This is a genomic window from Streptomyces sp. Wb2n-11 (genome assembly GCF_001049855.1).
In the GTDB taxonomy this organism is placed as follows: domain Bacteria; phylum Actinomycetota; class Actinomycetes; order Streptomycetales; family Streptomycetaceae; genus Streptomyces; species Streptomyces altiplanensis.
The window spans coordinates 5,968,386-5,992,695 of sequence record NZ_CVPB01000001.1 but is presented as its reverse complement, the minus strand read 5'-3'; the positions used below and the strand labels follow the sequence as shown (position 1 = coordinate 5,992,695).

General features: G+C 70.6%; 21 protein-coding genes. 4 read left to right on the top strand and 17 right to left on the bottom strand.

From position 1 onward, the window contains the following. Nucleotides 1–106 precede the first annotated feature (106 nt). The gene (locus BN1555_RS27360; protein WP_093801846.1) at nt 107–1,336 is read left to right on the top strand and encodes a DUF349 domain-containing protein; all 1,230 of its coding nucleotides are present in this window, start codon (nt 107–109) and stop codon (nt 1,334–1,336) included. 69 nt (nt 1,337–1,405) lie between these two features. Here the strand turns inward: BN1555_RS27360 and BN1555_RS27355 are convergent, their stop codons facing one another. From BN1555_RS27355 to pgsA, 15 genes are all read right to left on the bottom strand, one after another. Then, entirely contained in the window at nt 1,406–4,069 is a 2,664-nt protein-coding gene (locus BN1555_RS27355) for a RelA/SpoT family protein (protein ID WP_093801845.1), read from the bottom strand. A gap of 108 nt (nt 4,070–4,177) precedes the next feature. Next, nucleotides 4,178–4,720 carry an adenine phosphoribosyltransferase gene (locus BN1555_RS27350; RefSeq protein ID WP_093801844.1) on the bottom strand — a complete coding sequence of 181 codons (543 nt, stop codon included), beginning with the start codon at nt 4,718–4,720 and terminating at the stop codon, nt 4,178–4,180. After that, nucleotides 4,717–5,838 (bottom strand): protein translocase subunit SecF, encoded by a 1,122-nt coding sequence (secF, locus tag BN1555_RS27345; RefSeq protein WP_093801843.1) that lies wholly within the window; start codon nt 5,836–5,838, stop codon nt 4,717–4,719. The genes BN1555_RS27350 and secF overlap by 4 nt, the downstream gene beginning before the upstream one ends. Nucleotide 5,839: 1 nt before the next feature. After that, nucleotides 5,840–7,576, bottom strand: a complete 1,737-nt coding sequence (gene secD / locus BN1555_RS27340; RefSeq protein WP_093801842.1) for a protein translocase subunit SecD — start codon at nt 7,574–7,576, stop codon at nt 5,840–5,842. A gap of 144 nt (nt 7,577–7,720) precedes the next feature. Next, nucleotides 7,721–8,206 (bottom strand): preprotein translocase subunit YajC, encoded by a 486-nt coding sequence (yajC, locus tag BN1555_RS27335; protein WP_093801841.1) that lies wholly within the window; start codon nt 8,204–8,206, stop codon nt 7,721–7,723. 166 nt (nt 8,207–8,372) lie between these two features. Then, nucleotides 8,373–9,440, bottom strand: coding sequence for a Holliday junction branch migration DNA helicase RuvB (ruvB, locus tag BN1555_RS27330; RefSeq protein WP_093801840.1), 1,068 nt, complete (start codon nt 9,438–9,440; stop codon nt 8,373–8,375). A gap of 16 nt (nt 9,441–9,456) precedes the next feature. Continuing rightward, nucleotides 9,457–10,086: a Holliday junction branch migration protein RuvA gene (gene ruvA, locus BN1555_RS27325; protein WP_093801839.1), complete on the bottom strand. Its 630-nt coding sequence runs from the start codon at nt 10,084–10,086 to the stop codon at nt 9,457–9,459. Further along, entirely contained in the window at nt 10,083–10,628 is a 546-nt protein-coding gene (gene ruvC, locus BN1555_RS27320) for a crossover junction endodeoxyribonuclease RuvC (protein WP_093801838.1), read from the bottom strand. The genes ruvA and ruvC overlap by 4 nt, the downstream gene beginning before the upstream one ends. A gap of 157 nt (nt 10,629–10,785) precedes the next feature. Continuing rightward, nucleotides 10,786–11,538 (bottom strand): YebC/PmpR family DNA-binding transcriptional regulator, encoded by a 753-nt coding sequence (locus tag BN1555_RS27315; RefSeq protein WP_093801837.1) that lies wholly within the window; start codon nt 11,536–11,538, stop codon nt 10,786–10,788. A 62-nt stretch (nt 11,539–11,600) separates the two neighbouring features. Further along, nucleotides 11,601–12,191: a pyridoxal 5'-phosphate synthase glutaminase subunit PdxT gene (gene pdxT / locus BN1555_RS27310; RefSeq protein ID WP_093803682.1), complete on the bottom strand. Its 591-nt coding sequence runs from the start codon at nt 12,189–12,191 to the stop codon at nt 11,601–11,603. A gap of 8 nt (nt 12,192–12,199) precedes the next feature. Beyond that, complete coding sequence (pdxS, locus tag BN1555_RS27305) at nt 12,200–13,108, bottom strand: pyridoxal 5'-phosphate synthase lyase subunit PdxS (RefSeq protein WP_093801836.1); 909 nt, start codon at nt 13,106–13,108, stop codon at nt 12,200–12,202. A gap of 98 nt (nt 13,109–13,206) precedes the next feature. Further along, nucleotides 13,207–13,755, bottom strand: coding sequence for a hypothetical protein (locus BN1555_RS27300; protein WP_093801835.1), 549 nt, complete (start codon nt 13,753–13,755; stop codon nt 13,207–13,209). A gap of 96 nt (nt 13,756–13,851) precedes the next feature. Then, entirely contained in the window at nt 13,852–15,012 is a 1,161-nt protein-coding gene (locus tag BN1555_RS27295; RefSeq protein WP_093801834.1) for a glycosyltransferase family 4 protein, read from the bottom strand. Next, nucleotides 15,009–15,920 carry a phosphatidylinositol mannoside acyltransferase gene (locus BN1555_RS27290; protein WP_093801833.1) on the bottom strand — a complete coding sequence of 304 codons (912 nt, stop codon included), beginning with the start codon at nt 15,918–15,920 and terminating at the stop codon, nt 15,009–15,011. The genes BN1555_RS27295 and BN1555_RS27290 overlap by 4 nt, the downstream gene beginning before the upstream one ends. Beyond that, nucleotides 15,917–16,597, bottom strand: coding sequence for a phosphatidylinositol phosphate synthase (pgsA, locus tag BN1555_RS27285; RefSeq protein WP_093801832.1), 681 nt, complete (start codon nt 16,595–16,597; stop codon nt 15,917–15,919). The genes BN1555_RS27290 and pgsA overlap by 4 nt, the downstream gene beginning before the upstream one ends. A gap of 269 nt (nt 16,598–16,866) precedes the next feature. Here pgsA and BN1555_RS27280 point away from each other — a divergent pair, with 269 nt between their 5' ends. Then, nucleotides 16,867–19,077, top strand: coding sequence for an elongation factor G-like protein EF-G2 (locus tag BN1555_RS27280; protein ID WP_093801831.1), 2,211 nt, complete (start codon nt 16,867–16,869; stop codon nt 19,075–19,077). Nucleotides 19,078–19,252: 175 nt separating this feature from the next. Beyond that, the gene (locus BN1555_RS27275; protein ID WP_093801830.1) at nt 19,253–20,908 is read left to right on the top strand and encodes a Rossmann-fold NAD(P)-binding domain-containing protein; all 1,656 of its coding nucleotides are present in this window, start codon (nt 19,253–19,255) and stop codon (nt 20,906–20,908) included. 37 nt (nt 20,909–20,945) lie between these two features. On the opposite strand, the gene BN1555_RS27270 is transcribed toward BN1555_RS27275, so the two are convergent. After that, entirely contained in the window at nt 20,946–21,506 is a 561-nt protein-coding gene (locus tag BN1555_RS27270; protein WP_176710313.1) for an HIT family protein, read from the bottom strand. A gap of 66 nt (nt 21,507–21,572) precedes the next feature. Here BN1555_RS27270 and BN1555_RS27265 point away from each other — a divergent pair, with 66 nt between their 5' ends. Next, nucleotides 21,573–22,235, top strand: coding sequence for a potassium channel family protein (locus BN1555_RS27265; protein WP_255306198.1), 663 nt, complete (start codon nt 21,573–21,575; stop codon nt 22,233–22,235). A gap of 45 nt (nt 22,236–22,280) precedes the next feature. Here BN1555_RS27265 and thrS read toward each other — a convergent pair whose 3' ends face one another. Then, the gene (gene thrS / locus BN1555_RS27260; RefSeq protein ID WP_093801828.1) at nt 22,281–24,257 is read right to left on the bottom strand and encodes a threonine--tRNA ligase; all 1,977 of its coding nucleotides are present in this window, start codon (nt 24,255–24,257) and stop codon (nt 22,281–22,283) included. Nucleotides 24,258–24,310: the final 53 nt, after the last annotated feature.

The window sequence follows — 24,310 nt, the reverse complement described above, 5'->3', positions numbered from 1 at the left end:
TCGCCTATGTTGGCGGTGTGCAGGGCGTCTGTGGCCCCGCGAAAGAAACTGTGGACGATGCCCGGGGGCGAGCAGCCCCTCGCAGGCGTCATGTGGAGGAGGCGCTGTGAGCAGCGACCCGTGGGGCCGTGTCGACGAGACCGGCACCGTGTACGTGCGTACGGCCGATGGCGAGAAGGTCGTCGGATCCTGGCAGGCGGGCTCTCCCGAGGAGGCCCTGGCCTACTTCGAGCGCAAGTACGAGGGCCTGGTTGTCGAGATCGGCCTCCTCGAGCGGCGGGTGAAGACCACCGACCTGTCGGCCAAGGACGCCCAGACCGCCATCGACCACCTGCGCAAGCAGGTCGACGAGCACCATGCGGTCGGTGACCTCGACGCGCTGAGCAAGCGTCTCGACGCGCTGGTCGCGACGGTCGAGTCGCGCCGTGAGGAGCGCAGGGCCGAGAAGGCCAAGCAGACCGACGAGGCGAAGCACGCCAAGGAGGCGCTGGTCGTCGAGGCCGAGGAGCTGGCCCGGAGCGAGCAGTGGCGGGCGGCCGGTGAGCGGCTGCGGGCGCTCGTGGACATCTGGAAGGGCCTGCCGAGGCTCGACCGGAAGTCCGACGACGAGCTGTGGCACCGCTTCTCGCACGCCCGCTCGGCGTTCTCCAAGCGGCGCAAGGCCCACTTCGCCTCGCTGGACGCCCAGCGCGAGGAGGCCCGCAAGACCAAGGAGAAGCTGGCGGCGGAGGCCGAGAGCCTGTCGGGCTCCACCGACTGGGCCGCGACGGCCGCCCGCTACCGCGACCTGATGACCGAGTGGAAGGCCGCGGGCCGCGCCCAGCGCGAGGTCGAGGACGGTCTGTGGAACCGCTTCCGCGGCGCCCAGGACGTCTTCTTCGCGGCGCGCAGCGCGGTCTTCGCGGAGCGGGACGCGGAGCAGGCCGAGAACCTCAAGCTCAAGGAGGAGCTCGCGGCCGAGGCCGAGAAGCTGGTGCCGGTGAAGGACCTGAAGGCGGCCCGGGCCGCGTTCCGCTCCCTCAACGAGCGCTGGGAGGCCATCGGCCATGTGCCGCGCGACGCCCGCCCGAAGGTCGAGGGGCGGATGCACGCGGTGGAGCGGGCTCTTCAGGAGACCGAGGAGAACGAGTGGCGTCGTACGAACCCTGAGGCGCGCGCCCGCGCCGCGGGTCTGACGGGCCAGCTCCAGGACGCCGTCGACAAGCTGCGTTCGCAGATCGACGCTGCGCGTGCGGCGGGCAACAACGCCAGGGCCGACAAGCTCGCCCGTGAGCTCGAAGGCCGGCAGGCGCTGCTCGACCAGGCGATGAAGGGTCTGGAGGAGTTCGGCGGCTGAGAGCTGGAGCCGCTTACGGGTGAGGGCCCCGGTACGGAGATCCGTACCGGGGCCCTCACCCGTACGGCGTTACGGCCGGCGGGCCGAGGTGACGCGGTAGACGTCGTACACGCCCTCCACGCCGCGCACCGCCTTCAGGACGTGCCCGAGGTGCTTCGGGTCGCCCATCTCGAAGGTGAAGCGCGAGGTGGCCACCCGGTCGCGGGAGGTCTGGACCGCCGCCGAGAGGATGTTGACGTGCTGGTCGGACAGGACGCGGGTGACGTCCGAGAGCAGCCGGGACCGGTCCAGTGCCTCGACCTGGATGGCGACCAGGAAGACCGAGGACTGGGTCAGGGCCCACTCGACGCCGAGGATGCGCTCCGGCTCCTTCGACAGCGACTCGATGTTGACGCAGTCGGCGCGGTGGACCGATACGCCGCTGCCGCGGGTGACGAACCCGATGATGGGGTCGCCGGGTACGGGGGTACAGCAGCGGGCCAGTTTGACCCACACGTCGTCGACGCCCTTGACCACGACGCCGGGGTCGGCGTTCGAGCGCCGCTGGCCGCGCCCGCGGGAGGGCGGCGAGCTCTCGGCGATGTCCTCGGTGGCGGCCTCTTCCCCGCCCAGGGCCTGCACGAGCTTCTGGACGATGCTCTGCGCGGTGACGTGGCCCTCGCCGATCGCGGCGTACAGCGAGGAGATGTCGCTGTAGCGCATCTCGTGCGCGAGCGTGACGAGCGAGTCGCCGGTGAGGATGCGCTGGATCGGCAGGTTCTGCTTGCGCATGGCCCGCGCGATGGCGTCCTTGCCCTGCTCTATGGCCTCGTCGCGGCGCTCCTTGGAGAACCAGGCGCGGATCTTGTTGCGGGCGCGCGGCGACTTGACGAAGCCGAGCCAGTCCCGGGACGGGCCCGCGCCGGCCGCCTTGGAGGTGAAGACCTCCACCAGGTCGCCGTTGTCGAGGGTCGATTCGAGCGGTACGAGCCGCCCGTTGACCCGCGCTCCTATGGTCCGGTGGCCGACCTCCGTGTGGACGGCGTACGCGAAGTCGACGGGTGTCGCACCGGCCGGCAGCGCTATGACGTCGCCCTTGGGCGTGAAGACGAAGACCTCGTTGCGGGAGAGGTCGAAGCGCAGGGACTCCAGGAACTCGCTGGGGTCCTCGGTCTCCTTCTGCCAGTCCAGGAGCTGGCGCAGCCACGCCATGTCGTTGACGGTGTCCTGGCCGCGCCCGGTGTTCCTGGGGATGTCGGTGCGCACCTTCGACGCGCCGGCGACGGCTTCCTGCTTGTACTTCCAGTGCGCGGCGATGCCGTACTCGGCGCGGCGGTGCATGTCGAACGTACGGATCTGGAGTTCGACCGGCTTGCCGCTGGGGCCGATGACCGTCGTGTGCAGCGACTGGTACATGTTGAACTTCGGCATCGCGATGTAGTCCTTGAACCGGCCGGGGACCGGGTTCCATCGCGCGTGGACGGTGCCGAGGGCGGCGTAGCAGTCGCGGACCGTGTCGACGAGGACGCGGATGCCCACCAGGTCGTAGATCTCCGCGAAGTCACGGCCTCGGACGATCATCTTCTGGTAGACGCTGTAGTAGTGCTTGGGGCGGCCGGTGACGGTGGCCTTGATGCGGGCGGCGCGCAGGTCGGACTGGACCTCGTCGGTCACTATGGCGAGGTATTCGTCGCGCTTGGGCGCGCGCTCGGCGACGAGCCGCACGATCTCGTCGTACATCTTGGGGTAGAGGATCGCGAAGGCGAGGTCCTCCAGCTCCCACTTGATGGTGTTCATGCCCAGGCGGTGTGCCAGGGGCGCGTAGATCTCGAGCGTCTCGCGGGCCTTCTTCTCCTGTTTCTCCCGCTTGAGGTAGCGCATGGTGCGCATGTTGTGCAGGCGGTCGGCGAGCTTGATGACCAGGACGCGCGGGTCCTTGGCCATGGCGACGACCATCTTGCGCACGGTCTCGGCCTGCGCGGCCTCGCCGAACTTGACCTTGTCGAGCTTGGTGACACCGTCGACGAGCAGGGCGACCTGGTCGCCGAAGTCGCGGCGCAGGGTGTCCAGGCCGTACTCGGTGTCCTCGACGGTGTCGTGCAGCAGCCCGGCCATCAGAGTGGCCGGGTCCATGCCGAGCTCGGCGAGGATCGTCGTCACCGCGAGCGGGTGCGTGATGTACGGGTCGCCGCTCTTGCGCTTCTGGCCGCGGTGCCAGCGCTCGGCGACCTGGTAGGCGTGCTCGATCTGGCGCAGCGTCGACGTCTCGATCTTCGGGTCGTTGCTGCGCACTATGCGCAGCAACGGCTCCAGGACCGGGTTGTACGGGCTGGAGCGCTGTACGCCCAGCCGGGCGAGCCGGGCCCGTACGCGGTTGGAGGAGCCGCCGCCGGTGCGCGGGGCGGAGCCCTGGACCGGCTTGAGGGCGGGGACGGGCGGCGGCGTGGAGCCCGCGGCGCCGCCGGCCCGCTCGGGGGCGGTCTTCGGCTTGCCGGTGGGCTCGGGGTTCCTGGCGGGAGGGCCGCTCCTGGCGGGGGTGCCGCCGCTCGCGGGAGTGCCGCTCTTCGCGGGCGTGGCCGGCGTGCCGGACGCGGGCGTGGCCGGGTTCGCCGCGGCCTCGGCGGCCTGCTGCCGGCCGGGCTGCGCGGCTGCTTGGTCCCCCGGACGGGAGCTGGGGGGGAGTGGCTGGGCCTCGTCTGGCAAGAGCGCTCCTCGTGCGGGTCCGGGTCCCCCGGTCAGGCCCGGAAATCCCATGGTATCGACCCCCGGCCTCCGGTTCGCCCCGGGCCGGACACCAGAGGGAACGCGGAAGGCGGGTCCCGGAATTCCTCCGGGACCCGCCTTCTCGTACAGCCGTGCTGGTCAGACCGTGATCAAGGCATCCAGCGGAGCACCCCGGAGCGCCGGTTCCAGACGGCCGCGGCCGCCCAGGAATCCGAGTTCCATGAGGACCGCGACACCGGCGACCCGGGCGCCGGCCCGCCGGATGAGCTCCAGCGAGGCCTCGGCGGTGCCGCCGGTGGCCAGGACGTCGTCGATGACCATGACGCGGTCGCCGTCGGTCAGGTCCTCGGCGTGGATCTCGATCTCGGCGGTGCCGTACTCCAGCTCGTACGCCTGCGAAAGCGTCGCGCCCGGCAGCTTCCCCGCCTTGCGTACGGGGATGAAGCCGAGGCCGGCGCGGACCGCGACCGGCGCGGCCAGGATGAAGCCGCGCGCCTCCAGGCCGACGACCCTCGTGGCGCCGCACCGTACGCACAGCTCCGCGAGGGCGTCCGTCAGCGCCGTGAACGCCACCGGGTCCGCGAGCAGCGGGGTGATGTCCTTGAACATCACGCCGGGCTTGGGATAGTCCGGTACGTCCCGGATGCGGCTGAGCAGGAGGTCCTGCGTGCTCGTCGTCATCGCCGCTTGCCCGGGGACTTGCCGCGGCCGCTGTGGCCACGGTCGGCCGGGCGCTGGCCGACGACCGCACCGGCGGGTGCGGCAGCGTCCGGGAGCCGGTCCTGCGACTCGTCGGAGCCGTCGGCGTCGTCCGGCGACTCGCCCCGGGCGGCGGCGGCCGCCCGCTTGGCGAGCACGCGCTTCTTCAGGGCCTTCATCTGCGGGTCGCGTTCCTTCAAGTCGGCGACGAGCGGAGTGGCGATGAAGATCGAGGAGTACGCACCGGCGGCCAGGCCCACGAAGAGCGAGAGCGAGATGTCGTTGAGCATCCCCGCGCCCAGTACGCCGCCGCCGATGAAGAGCAGGCCCGCCACCGGGAGCAGCGCGACGACGGTGGTGTTGATGGAACGCACCAGGGTGCCGTTGAGGCTGCGGTTGGCGATTTCGCTGTACGTCCAGCGCGTCTGCTTGGTGATGTCCTTCGACCCCTCCTTGAGACCGTCGAAGACGACGACGGTGTCGTAGAGGGAGTAACCGAGGATCGTCAGCAGACCGATCACGGTGCCCGGGGTGACCTCGAAGCCGACCAGCGCGTACACACCGACGGTGATCGTGAGGTCGTGGATCAGGGCGATGAGGGCGGCGACGGCCATGCGCCACTCGAAGGCGATGGCGAGGTAGACGACCACCAGGACCATGAAGACGGCGAGGCCGGTCCATGCCTTGTTGGCGATCTGCTCACCCCAGCTGGGGCCGACCAGATCGGCGTTGATCTTGTTCGCCGGAACGCCGAGGTCCTTGGCGAGCTCGTCCTGGACCGGGGTGGCGGTCGAGGTGTCCAGACCACTGATCTGGATGCGCATGCCGCCGTTGCCGAGCTCCTGGACGATCACCTCGTGTCCGGACGCCTCCTCGGCGTGCTCCTGGACCTGGGCGACGGAGGCGTCGGTCTTCGGCGTGGTGAAGACGGCGCCGCCCTCGAACTCGATGCCCATGACCAGACCGCGCACCGCCAGGCCGACGATGGCCGTGATGGTGATCAGGACCGAAAGGCCGTACCAGATCTTCCGCTTGCCGACGAAGTCGTAACCGACCTCACCGTTGTAGAGGCGGGCGCCGAGACTGCCGAGTCGGGACATCTCAGGCCTCCTTCGGGTCGATGGGGGCGGCGATGCGACGGGTACGGCGCAGCGGAGGCTGCACGCCGAGCCGCTTCGGGTCCAGGCCGGACCACGGGTGGCCCTGGCCGAAGAACTTCGTACGCGCCAGCAGCGTCATCAGCGGCTTGGTGAAGAGGAACACCACGACCACGTCGAGCAGGGTGGTCAGGCCGAGCGTGAACGCGAAGCCCTGTACCTTGCCGACGGTCACGACGAACAGCACCGCCGCGGCGAGGAACGACACGAAGTCGGAGACCATGATCGTGCGCCGGGCGCGCGGCCAGGCACGCTCCACCGCGGGCTTGAGCGTGCGGCCGTCGCGGATCTCGTCGCGGATGCGCTCGAAGTACACGATGAACGAGTCCGCGGTGATACCGATGGCGACGATCGCACCGCACACCGCGGGGAGGTTCAGCGCGAAGCCGATGCCCGGGCCGAGCAGCGTCATGATCGTGTAGGTCAGGATCGCCGAGACGACGAGGCTGACGATCGCGACGAACGCCAGGCCCCGGTAGTAGGCCAGCAGGTAGATGACGACCAGCGCGAGACCGATCGCACCGGCGATGAGGCCGGCCTTGAGCTGCTCGCCGCCGAGCGCGGCGGTGACGGTGGTGACGGTCTCCTCGTTGAAGGAGAGCGGCAGCGCGCCGTACGACAGGATGTTGGCCAGCTCCTGGGCCGATTCCTGGGTGAAGCTGCCGGAGATCTCGGCGTTGGCGCTCAGGGCCTGGTTGACCGAGGGGGCCGAGACGACTTCGCCGTCGAGGACGATGGCGAACTGGTTCTGCGGGGGCTGCTGCTGCGAGAGCTTGCCGGTGATCTTGTTGAACTTCTTGGAGCCACCGTCGGTGAACTCCATGTTGACCTTCCAGCCGCCGCCGCGCTGGGTGTCCAGCTGGGCACTGGCGTCATCGACGTCCTTGCCGTTGACCTCGGCCGGCCCCAGGATGTACTTCTCCCACTCGCCGCCGTTGTTCTTTCCGCAGGCGATCGTGGGGTCCTCGGGCTTGACGTTCTCGCCGGCCCTGGAGCGCTCGGTCTCCTTGGTGCAGTCGAGGGCCTCGAACCGCTTCTGCAGCGCCGAGATCTCGGGGTCGGCCGAGGGGGTGGCCGACGGCTTGCCGCTCTTGTCCGGGCTCTTGGACGCGCTGCCCGTCGGGTCCGGCGTCTCGTCCTTCTTGAGTCCGTCCGTCACGGCGCGCCCCTGGGTGGTGGCGCCGGCCGACGGCGTCGCGGGCGGCGTGGACTTGTCGTCCTTGCCGCCGGCCGTGGCGTTCGGGGAGGGGGTGGCGGCGGGCGTAGGCGTACCGGCGGTGTACGTCAGTACGGGCCGGAAGTAGAGCTGGGCGGTGGTGCCGACCTGCTCGCGGGCCGACTCGTCGTTCGATCCCTTGGGGATGTTGACGATGATGTTGTCTTTGCCCTGGGTCTGAACCTCGGCCTCCGAGACGCCCAGACCGTTGACACGGCGCTCGATGATGCCGACCGCGGTGTTCATGTTGGTCTCGTTGACCGCGTCGGGCTTGCCTGGCTCGCTCTTCGCCTTGAGCGTGATGCTCGTACCGCCGGCGAGGTCGATGCCCAGACGCGGCGTGACATGACCGGACCAGAACATCCCGCCGGTGAGCGCGACCATGGCGATCAGGATCAGAGCCAGGGCGCGCCCCGGCCTGCCCGGAGCCCCCGCGGGCCTGCGGCCCTTCTTCGGTGCTGCCACCTTCTCGTTTCTCCCTGTCCAACCGCCCCCGCGCCGGGTGAGCGCCGAGGCGGCCACGAAGTATGTGGGGCCCAGCCCCGCGGAAGTCGACACGATCCGGGGACCGGGGTACGCCGGTGGGCGCGCCGCGGTCCCCCTACGTGACTACTTCGCGTCGCCCTCGCCGTCGGTCTTCTTGTCCTTCGGCTCGTCACCGGCCGCGTCGGTCCTGCCCGCCTCGCCGGCCTCGTCCGCCTCGGGCTTCTTGCCGAGGTCGATGCGTGCGACGTCGTCGGCGTCCGAGTCCGCGGACTCGGTCAGCGACGAGGCGTCGTCCGGGACGACCGGAGTGTCGATCTTGAGGTCACCGTCGCCGTGGACGATGCGGTTGTACTCCTCGTCCTCGAGAACGGCACCGACGGCGTTCTTGGCATAGAGGGCGTGCACGCCGGGAGCGACCTCGAGGAGGACCGTGTCGTCGTGAACTTCCTTGACGGTGGCGTACATGCCCCCGATCGTCCGGACGCCGGTGCCGGGCTGCATGTCGTTGCGCATCTGCGCAGCCGCCTGCTGCTTCTTCTTGGCGGACCGGGTCATCAGGAACATGGCCCCGATGAGCACGATGAAGGGGAGGAGGGTCACGATATTCACGGGACGGAAATTCCTTCGCACGACCGCGCCGGGGAGCGGCCTGATCTACGGGGGGTGGGCACGCCGACCTGGAAGGGCGGCATCGGCGGAGTCTAAGCGAGTCCGCATCAATGGAACAACGCCCAGCATCGCACCGTGGTTCCTGACCGGGCGACCCTCCGCGCCGTCACGCCCTGAAGAGGCCCTGTTGTCCGCTTCCGCCCTGGCCCTGCTGCGGCGGGACGAGTCCGAGGTGCGTCCAGGCGGCGGGTGTGGCCACCCGGCCCCTCGGCGTGCGGGCCAGCAGACCCTCCCGTACGAGGAAGGGCTCGGCGACCTCTTCGACCGTCTCGCGCTCCTCCCCCACGGCCACCGCCAGGGTGGACAGTCCCACGGGGCCGCCGCCGAAGAGCTTGAGGAGCGCGCCGAGGACGGCACGGTCGAGGCGGTCGAGGCCGCGGGCGTCGACCTCGTACACCTTGAGGGCCGCGGCGGCGATGTCACGGTTGACGACGCCGTCGGCCTTGACCTGAGCGTAGTCACGGACGCGGCGCAGCAGCCGGTTGGCGATGCGCGGTGTGCCGCGGGAGCGCCCGGCGATCTCCGCGGCGCCCTCGACGTCGATCTCGACGTCGAGGAGGCGGGCGGAACGGTGGATGACCCGCTCCAGCTCGGCCGGCTCGTAGAACTCCATGTGCCCGGTGAAGCCGAAGCGGTCGCGCAGCGGGGGCGGCAGCAGGCCGGCCCTGGTGGTGGCGCCGACGAGGGTGAAGGGCGGCAGTTCGAGCGGGATGGCGGTGGCGCCGGGGCCCTTGCCGACGATGACGTCGACGCGGAAGTCCTCCATCGCCATGTAGAGCATCTCCTCGGCGGGCCGGGACATCCGGTGGATCTCGTCGAGAAAGAGGACCTCGCCCTCATGGAGGGAGGAGAGGATCGCGGCGAGGTCGCCGGCGTGCTGGATGGCGGGGCCCGAGGTGATGCGGATCGGGGCGTTCATCTCGGCCGCGATGATCATCGAGAGGGTGGTCTTGCCGAGTCCGGGGGCGCCGGAGAGCAGCACGTGGTCGGCGGTGGCACCGCGCGCGCGGGCCGCCCGCAGGACCAGGTCGAGCTGTTCGCGGACCTTCTCCTGACCCACGAACTCGTCGAGGTCCTTGGGGCGCAGCGCGGCCTCGACGGCCTGGTCCTCGCCGTCGGCGCCGGAGCCGACCAGCCGCTGGTCGGTGTCGGGTCCGGTCTCGTCCCAGTTCATTTACGGATCTCTCGAATCAGCGGGCACGGTTGAGGGTCTGGAGCGCGGCGCGCAGCAGCTGCGGCACCGGCGGCCGGCCGCCTTCGGCGAGGACGGCCTCTGCCTGCGGTGCGACCGCCGCGACCGCTTCCTCGGCCTCCCGGGGCGCGTACCCGAGACCGACGAGCGCGGTCTGGAGCTGTTCGCTCCACGGGGCGGGTCCCGGGGCGGCGCGCTGGGCGCCCGCGGAAGCGCCGGTGCCGAGCGGCTCGCCGAGGCGGTCCTTGAGTTCCAGGAGCAGCTTCTGCGCGCCCTTCTTGCCGATGCCCGGGACGGCGGTGAGCGCCTTCTCGTCACCCGTCGCGACCGCCAGGCGCAGCGCGTCCGGTGCGTGTACGGCGAGCATGGCCTGGGCGAGCCGGGGGCCGACGCCGCTGGCGGTCTGGAGCAGCTCGAAGACCTGCCGCTCGTCGTCGTCGGCGAAACCGTAGAGGGTCAGTGAGTCCTCCCGCACGACCAGGGAGGTCGCGAGCTTCGCCTCCTGGCCGACACGGAGTGTGGACAGCGTGTTCGGCGTGCACTGCACGGCCATGCCGATACCGCCGACCTCGACGACCGCGGTGGTCGAGGCGAGTGCGGCGACCGGGCCGCTGACGAACGCGATCATCGCGTGACCTTCCGTACGGGGATGCGGGGCGCGCGGGCCGCGGCGTGCGCCTGCTGGAGGCGGTTGAGCGCGGGAGCGCGCCAGATGTGGCAGATGGCGAGCGCGAGGGCGTCGGCGGCGTCGGCCGGCCTGGGCGGGGCGTCCAGCCGCAACAGCCGGGTCACCATCGCGCCGACCTGGGCCTTCTCCGCCCGGCCGTCACCGGTGACCGCCGCTTTGACCTCACTCGGCGTGTGCAGGGCGACGGGCAGTCCGCGGCGGGCCGCGCAGAGCATCGCGACCGCGCTGGCCTGGGCGGTGCCCATGACCGTACGGACGTTGTGCTGGCTGAAGACCCGCTCCACGGCGACGCACTCGGGCCGGTACTCGTCGAGCCACTCCTCGATGCCGCGCTCGATGGCGACCAGGCGCTCCCCCAGCTCCGCGTCCGTCGGCGTGCGCACGACTCCGACCCCGAGCATCTTCAGGGGGCGGCCCGCGACGCCTTCGACCACGCCGACGCCGCACCGGGTCAGCCCCGGGTCCACGCCCAGTACCCGCATCGTGCCCCTCCCCTCACGCTTCCGGCCGTCTGTTCCTGCGTTCTTGCCTGCTCAGCACAGTAGCGGTTGGGTCTGACAACGCACGGACGGGCCGCCGGGAGTGTGTCCCGTCGGCCCGTCCGTGCGTGCAGGGCACTGTCGCCGTGCTGATCAGCCCTCAGGCGTCGACCTTCTCCATGACCTCGTCCGAGACGTCGAAGTTGGCGAAGACGTTCTGCACGTCGTCGCTGTCCTCCAGCGCGTCGATCAGCTTGAAGATCTTCCGCGCGCCCTCCTCGTCGAGCTCGACCTGCATGGTCGGAACGAAGTTGGCGTCCGCCGAGTCGTAGTCGATGCCGGCGTCCTGGAGCGCGGTGCGGACCGCGACCAGGTCGGTGGCCTCGCTCAGGACCTCGAAGGAGTCACCGAGGTCGTTGACCTCCTCGGCACCCGCGTCGAGCACCGCGCCGAGCACGTCGTCCTCGGACAGTCCTCCCTTGGGGACGACCACGACGCCCTTGCGGTTGAAGAGGTACGAGACGGAGCCCGGGTCGGCCATCGAGCCGCCGTTGCGGGTCATGGCGACCCTCACGTCGGAGGCGGCACGGTTGCGGTTGTCGGTGAGGCACTCGATGAGCACCGCCACACCGTTGGGGCCGTAGCCTTCGTACATGATGGTCTCGTAGTCGACGCCGCCCGCCTCGAGACCGCCACCGCGCTTGACCGCGGAGTCGATGTTCTTGTTGGGGACGGAGCTCTTCTTCGCCTTCTGGATGGCGTCGAAGAGGGTCGGGTTGCCGTCGATGTCGGCGCCACCGGTGCGCGCCGCGACCTCGATGTTCTTGATCAGCTTCGCGAAGAGCTTGCCGCGCTTGGCATCGATCACGGCCTTCTTGTGCTTCGTCGTAGCCCATTTAGAGTGGCCGGACATCCGCCTGTCTCCTTCGCGTCACCAATACTGCTGCGTTCGGCAGAGATCCTACCGGGGTCCGGTCAGCGTACGGCGCGCACCATCTCGGTGAAGAGCTGATGCACCCGGTGGTCGCCCGTCAGTTCGGGATGGAAGGACGTGGCGAGGGCATTGCCCTGGCGTACGGCGACGATGTGGCCGTCGTGCTCGGCGAGCACCTCGGCCCGGACGCCGACCGACTCCACCCACGGGGCGCGGATGAAGACGCCCTCCACGGGGCCTCCTTCGACGCCCTGGACCTCGACCCCCGCCTCGAACGACTCGTTCTGCCGTCCGAAGGCGTTACGGCGCACGATCATGTCGATGCCGCCGAGCGTCTCCTGGCCCGAGCGCGGGTCCAGGATCTTGTCGGCGAGCATGATCAGGCCGGCGCACGTGCCGTAGACCGGCATGCCGTCCCCGATGCGCTCGCGCAGGGGTTCCTGCATGCCGAAGAGCACGGCCAGCTTGGACATGGTGGTGGACTCGCCGCCGGGGATGACCAGGCCGTCGACCTCGGCGAGCTCCTCGGGGCGCCGGACCGGCCTGGCCGTGGCGTCGGCCACGGCCAGGGCGATCAGGTGCTCCCGTACGTCGCCCTGGAGAGCCAGGACTCCGATCACAGGGTTGCTCATGTCCGGCACTACCAGCCGCGGTTGGCGTAGCGCTCGGACTCGGGGAGGGTGTCGCAGTTGATGCCGACCATGGCCTCGCCCAGGTTGCGGGACGCGTCCGCGATGATCTTCGGGTCGTCGTAGAAGGTGGTGGCCTTGACGATCGCGGCGGCGCGGGCGGCCGGGTCGCCGGACTTGAAGATGCCGGAGCCGACGAAGACGCCCTCGGCGCCGAGCTGGCGCATCAGCGCGGCGTCGGCGGGGGTGGCGACACCGCCCGCGGAGAACAGCACCACCGGGAGCTTGCCGAGCTCGGCGACCTCCTTGACGATCTCGTACGGGGCGCGGAGCTCCTTGGCGGCGGCGTACAGCTCGTTGTTGTCGAAGCCGCGCAGCTTGGCGATCTCGTTCTTGATCTGGCGCAGGTGGCGGACGGCCTCGACGACGTTGCCGGTGCCGGCCTCGCCCTTGGAGCGGATCATGGCCGCGCCCTCGGCGATACGGCGCAGGGCCTCGCCCAGGTTGGTGGCGCCACAGACGAAGGGGGTGGTGAACGCCCACTTGTCGGAGTGGTTGACCTCGTCGGCCGGGGTCAGGACCTCGGACTCGTCGATGTAGTCGACGCCGAGGGACTGGAGGACCTGGGCCTCGACGAAGTGGCCGATCCGGGACTTGGCCATGACCGGGATCGACACGGCCTCGATGATCTCTTCGATCATGTTGGGGTCGGACATCCGGGCCACGCCGCCGTCCTTGCGGATGTCGGCGGGCACGCGCTCCAGCGCCATGACGGCCACGGCGCCCGCGTCCTCGGCGATCTTCGCCTGCTCGGCGTTGACGACGTCCATGATCACGCCGCCCTTGAGCTGCTCGGCCATGCCGCGCTTCACGCGTGCGGTGCCGGTCTCGGGGGCCTGGGAGTTGCTGGTGCTGGACACGGATGGACCTCACTCGGAGAAAGAAGGTTTTTGCTCCCCTGAGAGAACATTGCCCGACCAGTCCAATGCAAGGGCCAATGCATAGACGGTGGATCGTTTTACTGGCTGCCGGGACGGTCGGCCAGTGCCACCGGGGGCGCGTCGTCCATTTCGAAGGCGAGCGGGAACGGGGCGTGTCCGGCCAGCCGGAACCAGCGGACCTTGCGATGGCGGCGCAGGGCGCGGGCCGCGCGTACGGAGTCGTTGTGGAAGCGCCGGGCCATCGGGACGCGGCGTACGGCCGCCGCCAGCTCCTGTGCGGCGTCCTCGCCGCCTGGCGCCTCCTTCACGGCGTCGACCTGCGCCACCTCACCGAAGACCGCCCGCAGCGCCTGGCTGAGCTCGCTCTCCGCCACTTCCCGGTGGTCCTCCTCGGCCTGACGGGCGGCGTGCGCCGCCTGGTAGAGCACGATCGAGGCGGCGGGGTCGAGCACGCCGGAGGTCGCCAGCTCCTGGGCGACCGAGGCGCGGCGCAGCAGCTGGGCGTCGAGCGCGGCGCGGGAAGCGTCGATGCGGGCGTGCAGGCGGTCCAGGCGGCCCGCGGTCCAGCTGAGGTACAGCCCGACGGCGACGAGGGCCACGACGATCCAGATGAGGGTTACGGTCACGGGCGGCAAGGTTACCGGGGTGGTGCGGAACGCCGGGCGGCGCCGGGAACGGGCCGCTCCGGGAGCGGCGCCCTGGGGAGCCGCTCACCCCACGGGTCAGTCCCGGGCCAGGCCGAACCGCGCCCGCAGCCCCGTCCGCTCGTCGGTGTCCACCGACGCGGCCCCGTCCGTCACCGTCTCGTACACCGACAGGATGTCCGCGGCCACCGTCGACCAGTCGAAGCGCCGCACGTGCGCCGCCCCCCGCAGCCGCAGCTCGTCCAGCCGCTCCGGGTCCCCCAGCAGCCGCACCGCCGCCGAGGCCAGGGCGTCCGCGTCCTCGTTGGCGAAGAGTTCGCCCGCCGCACCCTGGTCCAGCACCTGCGCGAACGCGTCCAGGTCGCTCGCCAGCACCGCCGCGCCCGCCGACATCGCCTCGACCAGGATGATGCCGAAGCTCTCGCCGCCGGTGTTCGGGGCGACGTACAGGTCCACGCTCCGCAGCAGCCGCGCCTTGTCCTCGTCGCTCACCATCCCGAGGAACTCGACGCGGTCCCGCATCTCCTTCGGCAGCGTGGCGACCGCCTCCTCCTCGTCGCCGCGCCCCGCGACCAGCAGCCGCGCGTCCGGGCGTTCGGCCAGGATCCCGGGGAGGGCGCGCATCAGGACGGGCAGTCCCTTGCGCGGCTCGTCGATGCGTCCGATGAAGCCGATGGTCTGTCCCTGCCACTCGGCCTTCGCGTCGGCCTTCGCGAAGAAGTCGACGTCGACGCCGTTGGGGATGACGACCGCGTCCCCGCCGAGGTGCTCGACCAGCGTGCGCCGCGCGTACTCGCTCACCGCGATACGGGCACTGATCTTCTCCAGCGCGGGCTGCAGGATCGGGTACGCCGCGATCATCGCCCGCGACTTCGGGTTGGAGGTGTGGAAGGTGGCGACGATCGGCCCCTGCGCCGCCCAGCACGTGAGCAGACCCAGCGAGGGCGAGGTCGGCTCATGGATGTGGATCACGTCGAAGGTGCCGTCGTGCAGCCAGCGCCGTACCCGCGCGGCGGAGAGGAATCCGAAGTTGAGGCGGGCGACCGAGCCGTTGTACGGGACGGGGACGGCCCGGCCCGCGGACACGACGTACGGCGGCAGCGGCGTCTCGTCGTCGGCGGGCGCCAGGACGGAGACCTCGTGCCCCAGCCGGATCAGGTGCTCGGCCAGGTCCCGGATGTGGAACTGGACGCCGCCCGGCACGTCCCAGGAGTACGGGCAGACAATGCCGATCCTCACGAGGACTCCCGACGCGGCTCGAGGTCGTCGAGCCACAGTCGTTGCAGCATGTGCCAGTCCTCCGGGTGCTCGGCGATACCGGCGGCGAAGGCGTCCGCCACCGCCTGCGTCATGACAGACGTCTTCTCGGCCCGCGTACCTGTCTCCGGTACGCCGACGGGCGCGTGGATGCGTCCGCGCATCACCGGTGAGTCGTCGTACCAGAGGGTCGCCGGCAGCAGCAGCGCCCCGGTCTGCTGCGCCAGCATCGCGGGCCCGCCGGGCATCCGTGCCGTCTCGCCGAAGAACTCCACCTCGGTGCCGGACGCGGACAGGTCGCGGTCGGCGACCAGGCAGACGAGGCCGCCGGCCCGCAGCCGCCGCGCCAGCGTCCCGAAGGCACTGGCACCCGTGTGCGGCAGGACCTCCATTCCGAGGCCCTCCCGGTACGCGACGAACCGGTCGTACAGCGACTCGGGCTTGAGCCGCTCCGCGACGGTGGTGAAGGGGATCCCCAGCGCGGTGGCGCCCCAGGCGCCCGCGAGATCCCAGTTGGCCAGGTGCGGGAGCGCCAGTACGACGCCCCGCCCGGAGGCCAGGGTGTCCGTCAGGAGGTGGATGTCCTCGATCTCGACACTGGCCTTCACCCGCTCCGCGCTCCACGCGGGCAGCCGGAAGGACTCCATCCAGTAGCGCATGTACGAGCGCATGCCGGCCCTGGACAGCTCGGCGAGGCGCTCGGGGCCCGCGTCCGGCACCACCCGGGCGAGGTTGGACTCCAGCCGCAGCACGCTCGGGCCGCGCCGCCTCCACACCGTGTCGGCGAGCGTGCGCCCGAGGGCGGCGGACACCGGCTCGGGCAGTTTCTTCACGCCGGCCCAGCCCAGGCCGTACAGCGTGTCCGTCAGCCGTTCCCTGGCTCCGCTCACGAGGTGGCCTCGCTGCCCGGCGACGCCGCCGCACCCGGCGCAGCCGCCGCGTCGGCCTCCGCCGATTCCCGGCGTACGGTGACGACCCGCTGTCCGAGCGTCACCAGGCTGCCCACCGCCACGACCCACAGGGCGATCGGCAGCAGTACGTCGATGCCCGGCACCCCGAAGCCGTGCAGTCCGGCGAGCCCGGCGGCGACGAGCGTGATGACGAGCCGCTCGGCCCGCTCCACCAGGCCGTTCACCGCCACCGGCAGGCCGATCGACTCACCGCGTGCCTTGGTGTACGAGACGACCTGGCCACTGGCGAGGCAGAAGATGGCGACGGCGCACAGCACGTTGTCGTCGCCGGCACCCGCGTACCAGAGGGCGATCCCGCCGAAGATCGCCGAGTCGGCGACCCGGTCGAGCGTCGAGTCCAGGAAGGCGCCCCAGCGGCTCGACACCCCGGCCTGCCTGGCCATGTTGCCGTCGACGAGGTCGGAGAAGACGAAGAGGGTGATGACGATCGTGCCCCAGAAGAACTCTCCCTGGGGGAAGAAGACCAGCGCACCCGCCATCACTCCGGCCGTACCGACGAGGGTCACCGCGTCCGGGCTCACCCCGCGGCGGAGGAGAAACGCGGCGAACGGTGTGAGGACACGCGTAAAGAATGCACGCGCGTACTTGTTCAGCATGGCCTTCCCGGGGGTCGGTGGCCGGTCCAGCCCCTGCGGCCACCGGCTGGCCCATCGTAGCGACGCCGGAACCGCGACACCGCCGGGGCACCGGTGAGCCACCGGCGGGCGCCCCGGTGCCCCGTGGATCGCGCGTCACGTATGGACGGAGCGTGGCCGGAGTGGAAAGCTCGAATGACCGCGGGCGTCACTGGTGTCGCCTCGCCACTGCGGCTCCCACATGTCCGCGCCCCCTCTCCTCACCGTGCTCGGAACAGGGAGGCAGGATCATGGGCGACAAGACACACGCGCGCCACCCCGGGGCCGCCGGCAGGGCGGCGGCGGCCGACCGGCCCTCGTCCGTACGCAACGTCGTGCTGGTCGGCCACAGCGGATCGGGAAAGACCACCTTGGCCGAGGCCCTCGCGCAGACAGCGGGAGCGGTCAACAGGGCGGGCCGCGTCGAGGACGGCACGACCGTCTCGGACTACGACGAGATCGAGCACCGGCAGCAACGCTCGGTGCAGCTGTCGCTGATCCCGGTCGAATGGGGCGGTGTGAAGATCAACCTGATCGACACCCCCGGATACGCCGACTTCGTCGGGGAGCTCAGGGCCGGTCTGCGGGCGGCGGACGCGGCCCTCTTCGTCGTCTCGGGGGCGGACGGCGTGGACGACTCGACCCGGATGGTGTGGGAGGAGTGCGCCGCGGTCGGCATGCCGCGGGCGATCGTCTTCACCCACCTCGAAGCGGCCAGGTCCGACTTCGACGAGATGACCCGGCTCTGCGCGCAGACCTTCGGGGGCGACGACCCCGACGCCGTACTGCCGCTGTACCTGCCGCTGTACGGGCACCGGGGACCCGACGGGCACGCCCTGGTCGAGGGGCTCGTCGGCCTGCTGTCGCAGCAGATCTTCGACTACTCCTCCGGCGAGCGCCAGGAGGCACCGCCGGACGGCGAGCAGGCCCCCCGGATCGAGGCGGCCCGCGGCCGGCTGATCGAGGGGATCATCGCCGAGAGCGAGGACGAGACCCTCATGGACCGTTATCTCGGCGGTGAGGAGATCGACCACAAGACACTCGTCGACGACCTGGAACGGGCCGTCGCGCGCGGTACCTTCCACCCCGTGCTCGCCGCCGCGCCGGCGGCCGAAGGGGGCCGCCAGGGCATCGGCACCGTCGAGCTGCTGGAGCTGATCGCGGGAGGCTTCCCGACCCCCGCCGAGCGGGAGGCGCCCGCGGTCACGACGCCCGACGGCAGGCCGCGCCCGCCGGTCGCCTGCGATCCCAACGGGCCGCTGGTCGCCGAGGTCGTCAAGACGGCGTCCGACCCGTACGTCGGGCGGGTCAGCCTGGTACGGGTCTTCTCCGGCACCCTGCGGCCCGACGAGACGGTGCACGTGTCGGGGCACGGCCTCAGGGACCGGGGCCACGAGGGCCCGGACCTTCACGACGCGGACGAACGGATCGGCGCGCTGTCCTCTCCGTTCGGCAAGCACCAGCGCCCCCTGGACCACTGCATCGCGGGTGACATCGCCAGCGTCGCCAAGCTGATGCGCGCGGAGACCGGGGACACCCTGTCCTCGAAGGACGACCCGTTGTTGATGGAACCCTGGACCATGCCCGACCCGCTGCTGCCGCTCGCCGTCCAGGCGCACAGCAAGGCGGACGAGGACAAGCTCTCCCAGGGGCTCGCGCGGCTGGTCGCCGAGGACCCGACGACGCGCCTGGAGCAGAACCAGGACACCCGCCAGCTGGTGCTGTGGTGTCTGGGCGAGGCCCACCGCGACGTGGCGCTGGAGCGCCTGCGCAGCCGGTACGGGGTGCGGGTGGACGTCGTGCCCCACAAGGTGCCGCTGCGCGAGACGTTCGGCGCCGGGGCGAGGGGCCGCGGCCGTCACGTGAAGCAGTCCGGAGGCCACGGACAGTACGCGATCTGCGAGATCGAGGTGGAGCCGCTGCCGCCGGGCAGCGGGATCGAGTTCGTCGACAAGGTCGTGGGCGGCGCGGTGCCGCGCCAGTTCATCCCGTCCGTCGAGAAGGGGGTGCGCGCCCAGGCGGAGCGCGGTGTCGCCGCGGGCTACCCGCTCGTGGACATACGCGTGACGCTGCTCGACGGAAAGGCGCACTCGGTGGACTCCTCCGACGCGGCGTTCCAGACGGCGGGCGCGCTGGCGCTGCGCGAGGCCGCGGCCGACGTGAGGATCCACCTGCTGGAGCCGGTCGCCGAGGTGCTGGTGCTGGTGCCCGACCACTACGTCGGGCCGGTCATGAGCGACCTGTCGGGGCGGCGGGGGCGGGTGGTCGGAACCGAGCAGGCGGGCCAGGGGCGCACGCTCGTACGGGCCGAGGTTCCGGAGATCGAAATGGAACGGTACGCGCTGGACCTGAGGTCGGTCTCGCACGGCACCGGACGCTTCAGCCGCTCGTACGTCCGCCACGAGCCGATGCCGCCCCAGCTGTCGGGCAAGATACGCGAGCAGGCCGAAAAGGGGACATAATCCACCAGCCGCCCGTCCAATTACCTTGCGACGGGCGGCATTTCACTGTCCCATGACGGGCAGGAACACCCTGGACACACTGGATACGCTGGGGGCCCAGTTCAGAAGGTGTGCCGGGCACGGCAGTTGAGGGCAGGCCGCAGGGGCGGTTGCGCGCGGCGATGGGGGCAGCACAGTGGCGGATGACGGGTTCGACTTCTCACCGGGGGCACAGGTACCGCTCCAGGGCTCCGCGGGCCAGACCGCCGCGACCCAGGCCCTCGCCTCGGCGGCGTACCGCGACAGCCCGGTGACCGAAATCCTCAAGGCCAACAACGAATGGCACAAGTCCGAGGTCAAGAAGGGCAAACTGTCCCTCTTCGAACCGAACCTGGGTGAGGCCTTCTCGCGCGCCGTACAGGTGCGCATGCTCGGCGGGGCCCGCAAGGCGCTCATCCAGTCCTTCGGCACCGAACCGCAGACCGTCGTCGAGCACTGCCTCGCCGCGACCCGCATCCGCAAGGAGCGGGACGCCAAGCTCACCGGCGTCATGGCGCTCTTCGGTCTGCTCTTCCTGCCCGGTCTGCTCATCTGGCTCGCCGTCTTCCAACTGCGCCGCACGATCGCCGGCGCCCAGGGCAAGCGGGCCGGCGCCTTCGGCACCGCCGCCCTGATCGCCGTGGGCGGCCTTCTCCTGATCCTCTTCGTCATGCTGCCCCTCGGCGGATTCCTGGCGATCTACCTGCGGGCGATGCTCGTCGCCCCCGTCGTCGGCTGGCTGCTGGCCAAGCGGATCTGCGAATCCACGGCCGTGGACATGCGGACCCGCTGGGAGAGCCTGCTGGGCGGCGGCGGCGTGGGCGCGAAGATCCCCGAGGCCGTACCCCGCGACCCCAACGAGTCCGCCGCCGAGCAGCTGCGCCAGTCGCTCGCCAAGCTCACCGCCGAGCAGTACAGCAACTCGGTCTTCTACGCCGGCCCCAAGGGAATACTGGGCATGGGCACCCGCTGGGGCAGCTGGCAGCTCGCCGAGGAGCTCGTCCCCCGGGAGGCCGGCAAGGAGATCCACGGCTTCCGCAGCTGGGACGTCATCCGCGCCATCCACGACCAGCTGCGCATGCTGGAGCGCGGCCCGCTGCACACCGGCGGCTTCCCCAAGCCGTCCGTACGGCACTGGATCGTCGCCCCGATCGGCGAGAACGCGGGCGAGGTGGCCAGGCCCGACGGCCAGGACGTCGACGCGTTCCAGATCAAGGGCCACGAGATACAGCGGATCTGCAACGAACAGCAGTTCGGCGCCGGAAACCGGCACTACCTGGGTGTGCAGTTCACCCTGTGGGACGGCCAGCTCGTCATCACCATGCTGATCACGGTCACCGTGCTGCACGAGACGCTGCGCATCGAGGTCACCGGCCACGCGCTGGGGCCGGTCCACTCGCTCTTCACCACGAAGCCCGCGGCCAAGACGGTGACGGTCAGCAAGGCGGTCAAGTTCTGGGAGACGGTCGACAAGAACCTGCCGCTCGTCGACGCCAACGAGGTGGTGCGGCTGGCGGTCCGCGCCCCGTTCACCTGGTTCCCCCCGGTCCTCGACTTCTTCGGCGGCAAGATCGTGCTCCCCGAGCCCTTCGGCCTGCGGCACGCCTGGGCCGAGAAGCCCTGGCGGCACCGCTTCATGGCCGACGACGCGATGCGCGCGGCCACGCCCGTACTGCGCGTGGTCCACGCCGCGGCCATCCGCGTGCTCGACGACCACGGCGTGGACACCGACCGCTTCAGCAACCGCTCCCTGGTCCTCAGCGGCATGGTCCAGGACGCGGCGCCGAGGAAGGCCGACGTCTACGACGCGTGACGCTCGGGGAAGGGAAGCCTGCGGGGCGCCCGTGGGGTCAGACCGCGGGCCAGGCGTCGGCCAGCATCTTGCGGGTGTCCCCCAGCAGTTGCGGCAGCACCTTCGTGTGCCCCACGACCGGCATGAAGTTCGTGTCGCCGCCCCAGCGCGGCACCACGTGCTGGTGCAGGTGCGCCGCGATGCCGGCCCCGGCGACCGCGCCCTGGTTCATCCCGATGTTGAAGCCCTGCGCCCCGGAGGCCGTGCGCAGCGCCGACATCGCCTGCTTGGTGAGCAGCGCGAGCTCGGCGGTCTCGGCGTCCTCCAGGTCCGTGTAGTCGGCGACGTGCCGGAACGGGACCACCATCAGGTGTCCGCCCGTGTAGGGGTACAGATTGAGTACCGCGTACACGTGCTCACCGCGCGCGACGACGAGACCGTCCTCGTCGGACTTCGCCGGGATCGAGCAGAACGGGCAGCCGTCCTCGGCCCCCGGACCGGTCGGCTTGTTCTCCCCCTGGATGTACGCCATCCGGTGAGGCGTCCACAGGCGCTGGAACGCGTCCGGCGTCCCGACTCCGATCTGCTGCTCCGGCTCAGTCGTCATGGAGTGCAGCATATGACTTGGCACCCGCCGAACGTGTCGCCGGGGCGGGGCCGTCCACCCGGCGGCCACGCTGGGGCGATGCACGACGATCACGACAGTCCGCTGGAGCGGTGGGAGGAGCGGGCCGAGCTGCCGCTCTTCGCCGCTTCGCTCCTCTTCCTCGCCTCGTACGCGGTCCTCGTGCCGGCCCACCACCTGGCCCCGGTCCGGCGGGACGCGAGCCTTGCGGTGACCGTGGCCCTGTGGGCGCTGTTCGTCGCCGACTACCTGGTGCGCTGGCGGCTCCCGGGCCGGAGACTGGGCTTCGTCCGTACCCCCTGGCTGGACACCGTCGCGCTGGTGCTTCCGCCGCTGCGCCCGGTCCGCATGGTGCGGGTGTACTGGGCGGTGCAGCGCAGACGTGACCGGCCCCGGCTGACCCTGCACGCCCGGGTGATCACGTACGCGGGCCTTACAGCCGTGCTGCTGGGGTTCGCCGGCGCCCTGTCCGTCTACCACCAGGAGCACGCCGCGCCCGGCGCGACGATCCGTACCTTCGGAGACGCCCTGTGGTGGACCTGCTCGACGCCGACGACCGTGGGGTACGGCGATGTGGCGCCGGTGACCTGGGACGGCCGGCTCATCGCAGTCGGCATGACGGGCGGCGGCATGGTGCTGCTGGGAGCGGTGACGGGCTCCTTCTCGGCCCGGCTGATCCAGACGTTCGCGCGGGAGGACGAGAACAGGCCCCCGGCGGGCTGATCGCTCCGCCGGGGGCCTGGCTCACCGTTCACACGGGAGAGCCGGTCACACCTGGACGCGGCGCTCCACGACGTCGGCGATCTTCGCCAGCGCCTCCTCGCGGGGGATGCCGTTCTCCTGCGATCCGTCGCGGTAGCGGAAGGAGACGGTGCCCGCGTTCATGTCCTCGTCACCGACGATGATCATGAAGGGGACCTTCTGCTTCTGCTGGTTCCTGATCTTCTTCTGCATCCGGTCCGAGGAGGCGTCCACCTCGACCCGCAGGCCCTTCTTCTTCGCGTCGGCGGCGAACTCCTGGAGGTACGGGATGTGCGCGTCGCCGATCGGGATGCCGACCGCCTGCACCGGGGCGAGCCACGCCGGGAACGCGCCCGCGTAGTGCTCCAGGAGCACCGCGAAGAACCGCTCGATGGAGCCGAACAGGGCGCGGTGGATCATCACCGGACGCTGCTTGCTGCCGTCGGGGCCGGTGTACTCCAGGTTGAAGCGCTCCGGCAGGTTGAAGTCGAGCTGCACGGTCGACATCTGCCAGGTACGACCGATGGCGTCCTTGCACTGGACAGAGATCTTCGGGCCGTAGAAGGCGGCGCCGCCCGGATCCGGGACCAGCGGAAGCCCCTGCTTCTCGGCGACCTGGCGCAGGGTCTCGGTGGCCTCTTCCCAGATCTCGTCCGAGCCGACGAACTTCTCCGGGTCCTTGGTGGACAGCTCCAGGTAGAAGTCGGTCAGGCCGTAGTCGCGCAGCAGGCCGAGGACGAAGGTGAGCGTACGGTCGAGCTCCTCCGCCATCTGCTCCTTGGTGCAGTAGATGTGCGCGTCGTCCTGGGTGAAGCCCCGGGCGCGGGTCAGGCCGTGCACCACGCCGGACTTCTCGTACCGGTACACGGTCCCGAACTCGAACAGGCGCAGCGGCAGTTCACGGTAGGACCGGCCCCGCGCGTCGAAGATCAGGTTGTGCATCGGGCAGTTCATGGGCTTGAGGTAGTAGTCCGTGCCCTCGTCGAGCTGCATGGGCGGGTACATGCCGTCGGCGTACCAGTCCAGGTGGCCCGAGGTCTCGAAGAGCTTCCCCTTGGTCGCGTGCGGGGTGTAGACGAACTCGTACCCCTCCTCCTCGTGCCGGCGGCGCGAGTAGTCCTCCATGACCCGGCGGATGATGCCGCCCTTGGGGTGGAAGACCGCGAGGCCGGAGCCGATCTGCTCCGGGATGGAGAAGAGGTCCAGCTCGGAGCCGAGCTTGCGGTGGTCGCGCTTCTCGGCCTCGGCGAGGAACTCCAGGTGCGCCTTCAGCTCGTCCTTCGACGGCCACGCGGTGCCGTAGATGCGCTGGAGCATCGGGTTCTTCTCGCTGCCGCGCCAGTAGGCGGCGGCGTTGCGCATCAGCTTGAACGCGGGGATGTTCCGGGTGGTCGGCAGGTGCGGACCGCGGCAGAGGTCCTTCCAGCACAGGTCACCGGTCTTGGCGTCCAGGTTGTCGTAGATGGTCAGCTCGCCGCCGCCCACCTCGACGTTCGCGCCGTCGTCGGTCGAGGCGGAGCCCTTGATGCCGATGAGCTCCAGCTTGTACGGCTCGTCCGCCAGCTCCTCGCGCGCGGCCTCGTCGGTGACGACGCGACGCGAGAAGCGCTGCCCGCGCTTCTGGATCTCCTGCATCTTCTTCTCGATGGCCTTGAGGTCCTCGGGGGTGAACGGCTTCTCGACGTCGAAGTCGTAGTAGAAGCCGTCCTTGACCGGCGGGCCGATGCCGAGCTTCGCCTCGGGGAAGAGCTCCTGCACGGCCTGCGCCATGACGTGCGCGGTCGAGTGGCGCAGGATGTTCAGGCCGTCCTCGGAGGAGATCTCGACCGGCTCGACCTCCTCGCCGTCGGCGACGACGTACGCCAGGTCCTTCAGCTCGCCGCCCACGCGCGCGGCGACGACGGTGCGCTCGCCGGGGAAGAGCTCGGCCGCCGTAGTGCCCGTGGTCACCACGCGCTCTTCCCGCTCGGAATCGCGTTGGATGAACACACGGACGTCCGACACCGGTCACTCCTGTCTGAGGGGGTCGCGCGTAAGTTGTTGCGCGCGCAGTAACC